The 12,484-nt window shown below is 60.8% G+C and carries 15 protein-coding genes and 2 pseudogenes; 9 read left to right on the top strand and 8 right to left on the bottom strand.

Annotation, left to right across the window (positions count from 1 at the left end):
* Positions 1–21: 21 nt before the first annotated feature.
* Positions 22–1,069 (top strand): annotated as a pseudogene (locus MUBE_RS04940) (nucleotide-binding protein).
* A 47-nt stretch (positions 1,070–1,116) separates the two neighbouring features.
* On the opposite strand, the gene MUBE_RS04935 reads toward MUBE_RS04940, so the two are convergent.
* Positions 1,117–1,278: a hypothetical protein gene (locus tag MUBE_RS04935; protein ID WP_116539705.1), complete on the bottom strand. Its 162-nt coding sequence runs from the start codon at positions 1,276–1,278 to the stop codon at positions 1,117–1,119.
* A gap of 46 nt (positions 1,279–1,324) precedes the next feature.
* Here MUBE_RS04935 and MUBE_RS04930 point away from each other — a divergent pair, with 46 nt between their 5' ends.
* Positions 1,325–1,660, top strand: a complete 336-nt coding sequence (locus tag MUBE_RS04930; RefSeq protein WP_116539704.1) for a DUF4229 domain-containing protein — start codon at positions 1,325–1,327, stop codon at positions 1,658–1,660.
* Between the two features lie 68 nt (positions 1,661–1,728).
* Here MUBE_RS04930 and MUBE_RS04925 read toward each other — a convergent pair whose 3' ends face one another.
* On the bottom strand, positions 1,729–2,613 hold the full coding sequence (locus tag MUBE_RS04925) for a 1,4-dihydroxy-2-naphthoate polyprenyltransferase (protein ID WP_116539804.1): 885 nt from the start codon (positions 2,611–2,613) through the stop codon (positions 1,729–1,731).
* 45 nt (positions 2,614–2,658) lie between these two features.
* Between MUBE_RS04925 and MUBE_RS04920 the strand changes: the two genes are divergently transcribed.
* The 7 genes from MUBE_RS04920 (at position 2,659) to MUBE_RS04900 (ending at position 7,229) form a co-directional block, all read left to right on the top strand.
* The gene (locus tag MUBE_RS04920; protein WP_116539703.1) at positions 2,659–3,465 is read left to right on the top strand and encodes an S-methyl-5'-thioadenosine phosphorylase; all 807 of its coding nucleotides are present in this window, start codon (positions 2,659–2,661) and stop codon (positions 3,463–3,465) included.
* On the top strand, positions 3,462–4,508 hold the full coding sequence (locus MUBE_RS04915; protein WP_116539702.1) for an NAD-dependent epimerase/dehydratase family protein: 1,047 nt from the start codon (positions 3,462–3,464) through the stop codon (positions 4,506–4,508). Before MUBE_RS04920 ends, MUBE_RS04915 begins: the two co-directional genes overlap by 4 nt.
* Before the next feature lie 71 nt (positions 4,509–4,579).
* Positions 4,580–4,720, top strand: a complete 141-nt coding sequence (locus tag MUBE_RS15545; RefSeq protein ID WP_165849705.1) for a hypothetical protein — start codon at positions 4,580–4,582, stop codon at positions 4,718–4,720.
* A gap of 39 nt (positions 4,721–4,759) precedes the next feature.
* The gene (locus MUBE_RS15540; RefSeq protein ID WP_165849704.1) at positions 4,760–4,951 is read left to right on the top strand and encodes a hypothetical protein; all 192 of its coding nucleotides are present in this window, start codon (positions 4,760–4,762) and stop codon (positions 4,949–4,951) included.
* Between the two features lie 101 nt (positions 4,952–5,052).
* A complete protein-coding gene (locus tag MUBE_RS04910; protein ID WP_116539701.1) occupies positions 5,053–5,451 on the top strand; it encodes a hypothetical protein in 399 nt (132 codons plus the stop codon).
* Between the two features lie 453 nt (positions 5,452–5,904).
* Positions 5,905–6,561 carry a glycosyltransferase family 2 protein gene (locus MUBE_RS04905; RefSeq protein ID WP_207801655.1) on the top strand — a complete coding sequence of 219 codons (657 nt, stop codon included), beginning with the start codon at positions 5,905–5,907 and terminating at the stop codon, positions 6,559–6,561.
* The gene (locus MUBE_RS04900; RefSeq protein WP_116539700.1) at positions 6,558–7,229 is read left to right on the top strand and encodes a TIGR04282 family arsenosugar biosynthesis glycosyltransferase; all 672 of its coding nucleotides are present in this window, start codon (positions 6,558–6,560) and stop codon (positions 7,227–7,229) included. The genes MUBE_RS04905 and MUBE_RS04900 overlap by 4 nt, the downstream gene beginning before the upstream one ends.
* Before the next feature lie 23 nt (positions 7,230–7,252).
* On the opposite strand, the gene MUBE_RS04895 is transcribed toward MUBE_RS04900, so the two are convergent.
* The 6 genes and pseudogenes from MUBE_RS04895 to MUBE_RS17250 form a co-directional block, all read right to left on the bottom strand.
* Complete coding sequence (locus MUBE_RS04895; RefSeq protein WP_116539699.1) at positions 7,253–8,617, bottom strand: hypothetical protein; 1,365 nt, start codon at positions 8,615–8,617, stop codon at positions 7,253–7,255.
* 15 nt (positions 8,618–8,632) lie between these two features.
* Complete coding sequence (gene menE / locus MUBE_RS04890; RefSeq protein ID WP_207801654.1) at positions 8,633–9,739, bottom strand: o-succinylbenzoate--CoA ligase; 1,107 nt, start codon at positions 9,737–9,739, stop codon at positions 8,633–8,635.
* Between the two features lie 44 nt (positions 9,740–9,783).
* On the bottom strand, positions 9,784–10,086 hold the full coding sequence (locus MUBE_RS04885; RefSeq protein WP_116539697.1) for a DUF3349 domain-containing protein: 303 nt from the start codon (positions 10,084–10,086) through the stop codon (positions 9,784–9,786).
* A 36-nt stretch (positions 10,087–10,122) separates the two neighbouring features.
* Positions 10,123–10,404 (bottom strand): hypothetical protein, encoded by a 282-nt coding sequence (locus tag MUBE_RS04880; protein ID WP_116539696.1) that lies wholly within the window; start codon positions 10,402–10,404, stop codon positions 10,123–10,125.
* A complete protein-coding gene (locus MUBE_RS04875) occupies positions 10,401–11,645 on the bottom strand; it encodes an inorganic phosphate transporter (RefSeq protein ID WP_116539695.1) in 1,245 nt (414 codons plus the stop codon). Before MUBE_RS04875 ends, MUBE_RS04880 begins: the two co-directional genes overlap by 4 nt.
* Positions 11,646–11,742: 97 nt before the next feature.
* Positions 11,743–12,103 (bottom strand): annotated as a pseudogene (locus tag MUBE_RS17250) (VOC family protein).
* Positions 12,104–12,484 lie beyond the last annotated feature (381 nt).

Below are 12,484 nucleotides of genomic sequence, written 5' to 3'. Positions count from 1 at the left end.
CGGGCGCCACACCGGGATTCAATTCTAGTTATCGGCGTCCCGCGGGTCGAAACGGCGGAATTCGGTGGTCATACTGACAGACTCGTCGGACCCGAGCATGCTTGGTGCTGCCCAGAGGCCGTGCCACATACGCTGCATCCGGAATTATTCACCCGGATGCTCATGCGACTGGTCAAACCTTCACCGTCGGAGGGCTTGCGGCGTGTGCTCTACATGCTGTCCGACCAACCGATTAACTTGAGGAAAATCCCGGGCTGCCCCTTACAACAACGACTTGGTGGCCTAAATAAATCGGCCAGTACGGGATTGCTACCGGATTGCGGTACTGTCCCTGAAAGGTGGGGTTGGCAAAACCACAATCACTGCGACGTTGGGTTTGATGTTTGCTGTTATCCGAGGCGATCGGGTAGTGGCCGTAGATGCCAACCCCGATCGCGGTACTTTGGGCCAGAAGGTTTTGTTGGAAACGCCGGCTACCGTGCGCCAGTTACTGCACGACGCCCGAGCCATCGAACGCTACAGCGACGTTCGCCTCTACACTTCGCAAGGCGCGAGCGGGATGTGAAGTGTTAGTGTCGGAAAGCAATCCGGCGGTATCTGATGCATTCAACGTCGACGACTACAGTTGCATCTTGGGAATCATGGAGCGGTTCTACGGCCTGGTGCTGACTGTGCAGTATCGGGCTGCTGCACTCGGCGATGTCGTCTGTGCTGGCCAAAGCTGATGCTTTGGTGGTGGTCAGTTTGGGGTCTCCATCGATGGCGCGCGCAGCGCCTTGGCGACGCTGGATTGGCTGGATGCGCAAGGCCATCAGGGTTTGGTGCGCAACTCGATCCCAGTTATCAACGACGTGCGACCACGAGCTGGCAAGGTCGACATCAATAAGGTGGTTGAGCATTTCTCACGGCGCTGCTGCGCAGTACGGCTGGTGCCTTTTGCACCCTCATCTGTGAGGCGAGTGCCGAGATCAATTTGGATTGGTTGCAGCGACCGACCCGTGAAGCCTTCATCGAGCTGGCTGCAGTTCTCGCCGATGGGTTCCCCGATCTAGCGCAGGTCTGGGTTTGATGAATGGTGATCCGCGGCGCCCGGCTCTGTCACGTTTGCGATTGCTACTAGCGCGGGTTGTCGTCCCGATGCCCGAGTTTCCACAAAAACTCTGGATCGTCGTCGGGCCCGATAACGCGAGTCTTCGGACGGTTAGCCTGTAACCGCATAGCGCGCCAGCCAATATAGGTCAGCGTCCCTAAAGCCAGGACGAAGAGCAGGTACAACACTCGACACCTCCTTGGAGTGAATATACCCGCACCGTAGGCTCAAGCCATGTCAGAAGAGCTAAGCAACACTAGCGCTGCAGATCACAACCGAGATCGCTTAGTTGTCGACGTCTTGCTTTACGTATCGGCCCGGTTGCTACTGGTGGTCCTACTTGGCGGCGTTATTTACGGGGTGGCGCGATTGTTGGGGGTAACCCAGCTGCCCATTGTCGTTGCCGCATTATTCGCTCTGATCATCGCGATGCCTCTGGGTATCTGGCTGTTCAGTCCGTTGCGCCGGCGCGCCACCGCGGCGCTTGCTGTCGTTGGTGAGCGCCGGCGTTCCGAACGTGAACAATTACGGGCCCGGCTGTGCGGTGAGTCGCTGCTCGATAAGGAGTGATACCGCTGTTATGCTATAAGTGCTGGTCAACAAGGAGAATGCGCACAATCGAAGCCCTCAGTACACTGTCAGTGCACCACCAACTCTGCCAGTGCTAAAGCCCCGGCCACCGCGATCGCCCATAATACCATCGCAAGTCCGGTGTCTCGCAACACCGGGATCAAGTCGAGCCCCCTGCGGCCGGAGCGCACCGGCCGCAGGGCGCGCAGAGCCAGCGGCGTGGCCACCAGTCCGGCAGCACACCATGGTGTCGCTACCATGAGCACCAGCGTCAGTACTCCGGCGACACCCAGCAGCGCCTGGTACAATCGTCGCGTATGGGCATCACCCAGACGCACCGCCAGGGTGAACTTGCATGACTGCATGTCGGTGGGAATATCTCGTAAGTTGTTGACTAGCAGTATCGACGATGACAGCGTTCCGGTTGACACCGCTAGCACCAACCCTACCCAGTCCACCTGTAATGCCTGGGTGTACTGGGTGCCGAGTACCGCGACCAGGCCAAAAAACACGAACACTGCGACCTCGCCAAAACCCTTATAGCCGTAGGGCTTCGAGCTACCGGTGTACAGCCAGGCCCCTGCTATGCAGGTAGCCCCGACCAGGACAAGCCACGATGTACTGAGCAGTGCGAGTACCGACCCGGCCATCGCGCCGACCGTCAGGCTGACAACCGCAGTGGTCAGCACCGATCGTGGGGAAGCGAGCTGCGAGCCTATCAATCGCAGCGGCCCGGCCCGGTGGTCGTCGGTGCCACGGATGCCGTCGGAGTAATCATTGGCGAAGTTGACTCCGATTGTCAGCGCGACAGCGACAGCTAGTGCCAGCAGCGCTTTCCACCACACGGCTGAGTGCAACCATGCCGCAGCGCCGGTGCCAGCAACAACCGGTGCCACCGCGTTCGGCAGCGTCTGTGGCCGAGCACCTGAGATCCACTGAGCGAAACTAGCCATCAGGGAATCTTGCCGGTGGTCGGCACATGCGACCAAACGCGGGGCATGCATAACAATGGGCGAATGTTTGGAGTGATCGGCGGTAGCGGCTTTTATACTTTCTTTGGGCCCTCGCTTGAAAGCGTCGTCTGCGACGTCAATGCGGATACCCCGTATGGCCAGCCTAGCGCTCCGATCACGGTCGGTACCATTGGGGAACACGATGTCGCCTTTTTACCCCGACACGGGGCACATCACGAATATTCGGCGCACGCCGTGCCGTATCGGGCCAACATGTGGGCGCTGCGCTCGCTTGGAGTACGGCAAGTTTTCGCGCCGTGCGCAGTCGGTAGTCTGAACCCCGAACTTGGCCCGGGTGCCGTGGTGGTACCTGACCAGCTCGTCGATCGTACCAGCGGTCGTGTCGACACTTATTTCGACTCCGGTGCTGTCCACGTCAACTTTGCTGATCCTTATTGCCCAGTGCTGCGTGCCGCAGTCACCGGCCTCGCCGGTGTGGTCGACGGCGGCACCATGGTGGTAATTCAGGGTCCGCGATTTTCCACCCGCGCGGAAAGCCAATGGTTTGCCGCCTCTGGATTCAGCCTGGTCAACATGACCGGCTATCCCGAGGCAGTGCTCGCTCGTGAACTTGAAATATGCTATGCAACAATCGCTTTAGTAACTGATCTGGACGCTGGTGTTGCGGCTGGCGATGGTGTGAAGGCTGTCGAAGTGCTTGCCCAATTTGACAAGAACATCGAAGTGTTCAAGAAGTTGGTAGCGGAGGCGATTGTTCGGGTTGGCGTGGACCGCAATTGCGAGCATTGTCTGCCGCACACTAGTGTAACGTTGCCGATGGAACTGTCATGAGGGTACTGTTGACTGGCGCAGCCGGTTTCATCGGGTCTCAGGTGGGCGCGGCGTTGCTGGCGGCGGGTCACGATGTCGTCGGTATCGACGCGTTGTTGCCCACCGCGCACGGACCCAACCCGTTGTTGCCGCCGGGATGTCGACAGGTTGACGTTGGCGACGCGGATGCGCTGGCCCCGCTTTTGGCCGGTGTTGACCTGGTGTGCCACCAGGCTGCGATGGTGGGCGCCGGCGTGGACGCTGTTGATGCTCCTGCTTACGGTGGTCACAACGATTTCGCCACCACGGTACTGCTGGCGCAGATGTTCGCTGCTGGGGTGCGTCGTCTGGTGCTGGCGTCATCGATGGTGGTATATGGGCAGGGACGTTATCATTGTCGTCAGCACGGGCCGGTTGATCCGTTGCCGCGACGGCGCGCTGACTTAGATGCTGGCATCTTCGAACATCGCTGCCCGCGTGGTGGTGAGGAATTAGAGTGGCGGCTGGTCGATGAGGATGCCGCACTGCGGCCGCGCAGCCTGTACGCTGCCAGCAAGGCTGCACAGGAGCATTATGCGCTGGCGTGGTCGGAGTCAACAGGAGGCTCGGTTGTGGCATTGCGGTACCACAACGTTTACGGCCCTGGCATGCCGCGCGATACCCCATACTCCGGAGTCGCGGCGATCTTCCGTTCTGCACTCGAAAAAGGCGATCCACCAAAGGTTTTTGAGGATGGCGGTCAGATGCGTGATTTTGTCCACGTCGACGACGTCGTGGCCGCGAACCTCGCGGCTGCCAAATCAACAGCTGACCACGAAGGCTTCACCGCGGTCAACGTCTGCTCTGGGCAGCCCATCTCGATCCTCGAGGTGGCCACCGCACTGTGCGACGGGCGTAGTTGCCTGAATAGCGCCGTGTCACCGGTTGTCACCGGACAGTACCGCAGTGGGGACGTGCGCCACATTGTTGCGAATCCCGCTCGGGCCGCCAAGGTGTTGGGCTTCCGCGCGGCTGTTGATCCGCGCGAGGGTCTGCGCGAGTTCGCGTTTGCGCCTCTACGCTAGTCGCGCTTTAGTGCGTGTTGTCTTGTCTGGACGACCGGTAAATTTCCGACGTCTGGACACGTATTGGGCGCGTGGCGGAGGCGTGGTCCGGTGAGCCTCGAAAAATTCGGGTTGAGGAAGTCGACTACGGCATGACGGCGGTGGGTGGTTGCACTGAGTTGTCAGCGGTACTAGGTGTAATCCGGTCGGGGTACGAGTTGTTGGCGCCATAGACGGTGGCAAAGTAGCCGTCAGGACACAACGCTTGCCACGTGCCCCGGCCCGGCGCGGTGCTGCTGATCGGCAATAAGACGGTGATGCTGTCAGCGCTGAGTCCAGTGGTCGAAGACCAGGAGGCGCCCCCGTACTCTCCTGGCGGGCGCAGATGTCAGCTCTCTGTTGGACACAATGGTGGCCCGCCCCAGCGACCAGTCTGGTCGCACCGGCCGAGGTTTACCTGGTAATAGGCCTGCATTGACCTGGCTGCGGTTGCCAACCAGATCGGTGACACGTCGACCATCAGGCTATAGGTTGCCGACAATCCCACGCGGCGTGCGGTGCTACGTTGGTCCAGCCGAATCTGGCTGCTGGGTTCACTACGGCGGAAGTCGCGAACGCAGCTGGTGAGGAACCGCAATTAGCGTACTCGATGGCCGGCGATGTCGAGCTGCTTTCGGTCGATGTGGATGAATTGGACAGTGGTGTCGGATACTACGTCGATGCTGAAGTCGAGATTAGTGCGTTGCAGCCGGGTAGACGGTCATTGCTGATCAGCAAAGCCGTTGCCGTATTCGCGGTCATTGGGTTCGCTTCGTTGACTGTCGCTGTGACCACCGCCATCCGGCCAGCCGTGAGTCAAGCACTTGTGGTTAGGCCATCAGAACGCAGCCCCGGGAAAGTCCATGCTGTTGCTGTCGAACGCAACAGCAGGCGCCGATGCCGCTGCTTCGCCTGGCCAGGGTAACGCCGGATTTCAAGGCCGCACCATTCAGGTTGTCGGAGGTTCGGTTTTCTCAGTCATAACGTCTCCCGGCGTAGGGGAATGTCCCTCTCCCTGTCCCGGCGCCCGGTGCTCCGGCTCACCTGAACGTTCCGATTCCAGTCCCTGTATCGGTGTTGGTCATTGTTTCGTTTCCAGGATTCTGGCCCCGCAGTCGGATAGTCCGCCGGAATTGTATGGCTCTGGAGGTCACTATTTTGGGTTCTGATCCTGGGTCAGGATTCACTGGCAGAGTGCCGGTATCGGGCGGCGCGCAGCATCGTCGGGCTTAACCCGGCTGCCGAGTTACGGCTACAGCAGGAGGGCCACCGCATCAGCATTTAGGCGAGCCAACACTGCCATTGTAATAGCGTCGATGTGCGTTCTTCCGGCGAACGCATCAGCCAGATCCGGTGAGTCAGACTAGAGTAGGACTCTGTGTCTGATGATGGGGTTACCGTAGTGTTGCCATGTCTCAACGAAGAAGAGTCCCTGCCGGCGGTACTGGCGGCGATTCCCACCGGTTACCGCGCGCTGGTTGTCGACAACAACAGCACCGATGACACCGCTAAGGTCGCTGTTCGTTATGGCGCTCAGGTGGTTGTTGAATCCCGGCCTGGATACGGCTCGGCGGTGCATGCGGGTGTGGTCGCCGCGTCGACTGCGATCGTGGCGGTTATTGACGCCGACGGCTCGATGGATGTCGGCGACTTGCCCCGGTTCGTTGCCACACTCGATGAGGGCGCGGATCTGGTGATCGGTCGGCGGCGGCCGGTGCCCGAGTTGCATTGGCCGTGGGTAGCCCGGGTGGGCACTGCGGTGATGAGCTGGTGGCTGCGCACCCGTCACCGCCTGCCGGTGCACGACATCGCACCGATGCGTGTTGCACGGCGGGACGCTCTGCTGAATCTGGGTGTCACCGATAGACGGTTGGGGTATCCGCTGGAACTGCTTGTGCGCGCTGCGGCTGCCGGGTGGCGGGTAGTCGAGCTCGACGTTAGCTACGGCCCCAGGACGGGCGGTAAATCCAAGGTCAGCGGTTCACTGTGGGGCAGTATTACCGCGATCGTGGACTTCTGGAAGGTTATTTCATGAGCAGCCTGCCGGTGACTCTGCTGGTGGTCGCCAAAGCGCCGGAACCCGGCCGGGCCAAGACGCGGCTCGCCGCCGCTGTCGGTGACTGGGTCGCCGCCGACATCGCCGCCGCCGCGCTGCTAGACACGTTGGATGCAGCGGCGGCCGCACCGGTGGTCATGCGGGTGTTGGCACTCACCGGCGACATCGACACCGCTGCGCGTGCTGCCGAGATCCGTCAGCGAATCGAGTCGTTCACGGTGATCGAGCAGCGCGGCGATGGCTTCGCTGACCGGCTCGCCAACGCACACATCGATTCGGCTGACCAGATCAGTGGGCATCCGGTGCTGCAAATCGGGATGGACACTCCACAGGTGACCGCCGAGCTGCTGACCTCTTGCGCGCGCTGGCTGCTCAAGACGCCAGCCGTACTGGGGTTGACTCATGACGGCGGTTGGTGGGTGCTCGGGATGCAGACGCCGGCGACGGCCGAATATCTACGTGCCGTACCGATGTCGCAGCCCGACACCGGAGAGATCACGTTAAAGTCGTTGTGCAGCAACGGTATCGACGTGACTTCGGTGGAGTGTCTGGCTGATTTCGACGTCGTAGACGACATCGCCGTGGTCCGTGATGTCTGTGCACCCACGAGTCGCTTCGCGCAGGTCACCCGTGCAGCCGGACTCTGAGCAAGACATCGAGTCACATTTGGCTACCAGTTCGTGAAGATGATGGTGTTCAGCAGCAGGGCCCCGAAGGCATTGAGGGCCGGCCACAGCCGTTGTGAATGTGTTGGCAGCAGCGCGGGCGCTGCGGTGAGCCAGACAGTGAAAGGCAGCCAAATCCGTTCAGTCTCAGCCTTGCTCAGCATGCTCAAGTCGGCGCACACGATGGCTGCCAGCATTGCCAACAGTAGTAAATGCACGCTGGATCGCTGGCGAATGGCGGCCAGGTTGAACACCCAGCTTATTCCCGCGACGCTGCCTAGCCCGATTGCGCACACCGCGCACGCCAGATTGGCCCACGCCCAATACTGGAACGGTCGGTCCTGAGCAATTCCCTGCCAATAGCGCTGTTGCACAAGGTTGTAGCCATCGAACCAGTAGAATCCGGCGACGGAAAAGATGGTTGCTACCGCCGCTGCGGACAGCACAGCCGGGCCGAGTGCCCGCAGGACCGCCCTGAGGTTATCCCGCGCGTGGCGGGGGCCAACTAGTACTGCCAATGCTGGAAGCCCCATCAAAGTGAGGCCGTAACTGAGGAAAATTCCCCAGCCTAGCAGCAGGCCTGCGCCGGCTGCGGTTAGTGCGGGGAACTGCACCGTACGGTGTACCGCCAGTGTCAACAACGTGATACCCCATGCCGCGACCCCCGCAAAATATCCGTCCGCAGAGACCGCGACCCAGATCGCCGTGGGCGCTACCGCGACGAACGGGGCTGCCCGTCGCGCTGTGCACTCGTCGGCCAGTGCGCGGACAGCGATTATCACTGCCGTCGCCGCGCTGGACCCGACTAGCAAGCACAGCAGCCCGGCCCAGGCGCCGCCGTGCAGGCCGATCCGGTCCAGCCACACGAACGTCAGCAGCGCACCCGGTGGATGTCCTGACACGTGCGTGGTCCAGGAACTGGGTTGGAAGTCGAGGATGCGACTGGAGAACGTGCGCAGCGTTACTGGGATGTTGGTGATGTTGGGAACTTCCCACAGATACTCATCCTTGGTGGTCAACCGGCCGGCGAAACCTCGCTGCCAGCCATCGATCATGGCCAGCGAAAAAGCCCAGCAGCAGGCGGTGGCCCAGGTGCCCAGCGTCAGCACTCGCCACGAAAAACGTTGTGTCACGGTTGGCCCCCATATTGTGGCGGCTACCGCGATGAGAATCGCCGGCACGGTTCCCCAGCGGGCATGGACGTCCCAATAGCCGAAGATCGGTGCAGCGCCGGCGTGCATGGCAAACCGCTCTAGCCTGGTGCCGCGCCATGGAGTGATGCCCCAATTCAATCGTGGCAGTATGAATGCGGCCGCGACTAGGACAACCGCGGCCGTGACAGACAATGCCTCCCGGCGACCGATCTTCACGATCTGGTAAGCTTATTAACCGGACCCGGCGAACCGGCGCACTAATGCGGTGCGGTCGACCTTTCCGATGCCATGTCGTGGCAGCGCATCGACGATATGCAGCTCGCGTGGCGCTGCTGTCGCATCCAGCCTGCGTGTGACATGTGCGCGCAGCATGTCCAGTGTCGGCGGTGCGCAACCATCGGTCAGTACTACCGCAACGACTAGTCGCTGACCTAGCCGGTCGTCGGCAAGTCCGAACACCGCACAGTCGCTGACCGCAGCGTGGGTGCGTAGCGCGGCCTCGACGGGTTCTGGCAGCACGGTCAGCCCGCCTGTACTGATCGCGTCGTCGGCGCGCCCCAACACTGTCAGTACGCCCGAGCCATCAACGATGCCGAGGTCGTCGGTGTGGAACCAGCCCGGTTCGGCGAACGGGTCGGGTACGATCGGATTGCGGTAGCCCTTAGCCAGCGTGGCGCCACCGATCGCAATGTGGCCATCCGCCAGCACGCGTAGACGCACGCAATCCAGAGGGACGCCATCATAAACGCAACCTCCCGCAGTCTCGCTCATCCCGTAGGTGTGGACCACCACGATGCCAGCAGCTGTCGCGGCGTCCAGGAGCGGCCGGGAAGCTGGTCCACCACCAATGAGAACGGCATCCAATTCGGCGAGTGCGGCCGTAGCCGCCGAATCGGTAAGCGCCTTGGCTAGTTGGGCAGTGACCAATGACGTGTATCGCCGACCTGGACTCAGTCGGCCCACTGCGTCCGGCAGTGCGGCGATGTTGAACCCGGCAGAGACGTCCAACTCGATAGGCACCGAACCTGCCAGCGTGCTGCGCACCAGCACTTGCAGCCCGGCGATATGATATGGGGGCAGAGCCAGCAGCCAGCTACCCGGACCGCCCAGACGGTTGTGAGTGGCCGACGCACTGGCAGTCAAGGCGGCGGCGGTCAGCAAGGCGCCTTTGGGCACACCTGTCGTTCCCGACGTTGTGACCACCAAGGCCACATCGTCGTCGATTTCTTCGCCCACTCGTAAAGCACACAGCGCGGCGGTGGGTTCATGCTGGGCCGGTACTACGACCAGCGCGGGATCATGGCTATCCAGGACCCGTTCCAGCGTGGGCAACAGCACTGGAGCTGCAGAGCCGGACGTGACGCTAAGTGAGCGTAGGACGGCTATGTGGACTCCCTGTTGTCGCGTACATCATCGAGCGGCCAGCCCTTGGCGGCCAACCGTGTCCGCACCCGTTCGATGTCCTGCGGCGACGGCAGCTCGTCGGTGAGGTGGCTGATCAGCACACCGATATCAATCTTGTCGAACTCGCCGCGCCGGATCAGCTCGCTGGCGACGAGTTGCACTTCGTCGTTAGTCAATCGGCGGGCTAGCAGCGCGAGCACCGCGAAGGTATCGGTTGCTGGTATGCCTTCTGGATACCCCGCGCGTAGCCACGATACGACGGAAATAAGGAATCGGTTCACTTTGCTGCGGTTCTGCGCAGTTGGTGCAATTAGGGCCTAAATGCCCGGGAACAGGTAATAGATGTGATGTGCAATGAAGTCTCTTGCGATGTACAGCACCCCGAGGATGACTACCATAAGAACCAGCGCGTAGATCACACAAGCGAGTGTAACGAGGATCAGCTTGTGGCGTGGGGCAGCGCCATTGGTGCTGGTGTCTCCGGCACCAATGGCTTGCAGCCGGATTCCGAGCGCGAACAGCCCCGGCAGTGTCGCACCGGTTAGCATGCTGAAGAGTAAGATCTTGAAAGTGGCTTCGTAGTTGAACCAGACGCTCATGAAGCGTTCCTCGCGCCAACCGTGTGGTGATCGGAGCGGTATCGAGGCAGGGTGGCATTCAACTGAGGGACCATAGCGGAGGGCGGCTTGTGGTTATCCAGACCGTCGAGCCCAGCGGTCAAACTGCCTTCCCAATTATCGTTGACGTTCTTGTGATCGACTTTGATCTTGCGCGATCGGATATAGATGGCGACAGAGGCCGCGACCAGTAGCGAGAAGCCGATGATTGCACCGGGATAACCACCGATGAGATGCACGATCCAGTAGGTGACTGCTCCCACCGCACCAGCCAACGGAAGCGTGACCAGCCAGGCGGCGGCCATCCGGCCAGCCACGCCCCACCGGACCTCGCCGTCGGGTTTGCCCAACCCGCTGCCCAGCACCGAACCGGTGCAGATTTGGGTTGTGGATAGCGCGTAGCCAAAGTGGGCGGACAACAGAATGACTGCGGCCGAGGATGACTCGGCGGCCATGCCTTGTGGCGACTTGATCTCCACTAGTCCCTTGCCCAGGGTGCGGATGATTCGCCAGCCGCCTAGGTAGGTGCCTGCGGCCATGGCTATCGCGCAACACACGATGACCCATGGCGGCGGCGTGGAGGCGGTCTTAATCACTGCTCCGTAGGACATCAAAGCCAGGACGATCACGCCCATCGTCTTCTGTGCGTCGTTGGTTCCGTGTGCCAGCGAAACCAGCGAGGCTGAGCCAATCTGGCCGCGTCGAAACCCGGTATCGGTGCGTATGGCTGGAACACCGCGGGTAATCGCGTAGATCAACCAGGTGGCTGCTGCCCCAATAACAATGGCCAGCAACGCGGCAATAATGGCCGGGATGATCACCTTGGAGATGACGCCGCTCCAGACCACTCCGTGACCGCCGACAGCGGCGATCGTGGCACCAACTATACCGCCGATCAGCGCGTGCGAGGAACTTGATGGGATACCGAGAAGCCAGGTCAGCAAATTCCAGACAATGCCGCCAACCATGCCGGCGAACACCAGTTCCAGCGTCACCAGATCCGCGTCAATCAGACCTTTGGCGATTGTTGCTGCTACGGCGGTAGACAAGAACGCGCCGATCAGGTTCAGGACGGCGGAGAGGAACACCGCCACCTTTGGTGTGAGTGCACCACTGGCGATCGAGGTCGCCATGGCGTTGCCGGTGTCATGAAAGCCGTTGGTGAAGTCGAAGGCGAGTGCCGTGATAACGACAATGATCAAGAGGAACAAATTGATGTTCACAGCGCCTGATTCTCGTGTTCGGGGTAATCCATTGTCGAATTAACTGTTGCACGAATCGCAGGTAGGCGGCGAACCGCCGTCAGATGTTACCGTGCAATTAATCTGGTGTTCTGCGGCGTTCACACTCTCGTGTCCCGCGTAGCGGATGATCGGCAGGAACCTCGACAAAGACTTAAAGTGATCCTGTCTGGTTCGGTCACGTGCATCTCGTACAGGGTCCACGGTTCTCGACGTGGTTCACGGGTGATGGAGACCCTGCGACTGTTCAGGTCGGTCAGAGTGACGGCGATGTTGCGGATCTGCGGCTACAGCGCACCGGAAAGGGTGCCCGAGAGTGGTCTGGCGTCTCCTGACTAACATACCCGGCTAGCTCGAGCAGCGATTGGCCGGAAAAATACTATTCCTACAGCGTATTTGCGGGCGATCGCTAGCCCGATCTGGTCCCGGTAGAAACTCAGCGACCGTTGCTAATCCCCTGTTCGGAGCAGCACTTGGCTGACCAGGATCTCCGTGGCCTTGTGTCAACCACGTCTTGACGACAGTCATTTCGTTGTGTATCTGTTTCGCAGGGACTTTACACCAGGCCCGGTGAAGTCGTCGCATGCGATTTCTCGACCCGTCATGGCAAGAGCAGTGGGCTTTTGACCTTTTCACCCGTTCTGTGCTGCCAGTCGTGGTTGGTGGCATAGCAGACGAGCCCAGCGATCCGGTTTTTCGAGCCGATGAGTATGTTCGAGCTCTTAGAGAAGTCGATCATTTGACGTCGCCTACTTCTGGGATGAGTTAGGCTCGCTGAGCTGGGGGTGCTGTTGCATGAGTGTATTTCCCAGTGGGGCCGA

Origin of the sequence: Mycobacterium uberis, from assembly GCF_003408705.1 — a bacterium.
GTDB lineage: Bacteria > Actinomycetota > Actinomycetes > Mycobacteriales > Mycobacteriaceae > Mycobacterium > Mycobacterium uberis.
Note: the sequence above shows the minus strand (reverse complement) of the source record. Positions and strands in the feature narration are given on the sequence as shown.

Bases quoted from the DNA above. Each gene is read 5' to 3' on its own strand.
- MUBE_RS04930 (WP_116539704.1), top strand. From the start codon at position 1,325: ATGTCAGAAGAGCTAAGCAACACTAGCGCTGCAGATCACAACCGAGAT.
- MUBE_RS04925 (WP_116539804.1), bottom strand. From the start codon at position 2,613: ATGGCTAGTTTCGCTCAGTGGATCTCAGGTGCTCGGCCACAGACGCTG.
- MUBE_RS04920 (WP_116539703.1), top strand. From the start codon at position 2,659: ATGCATAACAATGGGCGAATGTTTGGAGTGATCGGCGGTAGCGGCTTT.
- MUBE_RS04915 (WP_116539702.1), top strand. From the start codon at position 3,462: ATGAGGGTACTGTTGACTGGCGCAGCCGGTTTCATCGGGTCTCAGGTG.
- MUBE_RS04900 (WP_116539700.1), top strand. From the start codon at position 6,558: ATGAGCAGCCTGCCGGTGACTCTGCTGGTGGTCGCCAAAGCGCCGGAA.
- MUBE_RS04880 (WP_116539696.1), bottom strand. From the start codon at position 10,404: ATGAGCGTCTGGTTCAACTACGAAGCCACTTTCAAGATCTTACTCTTC.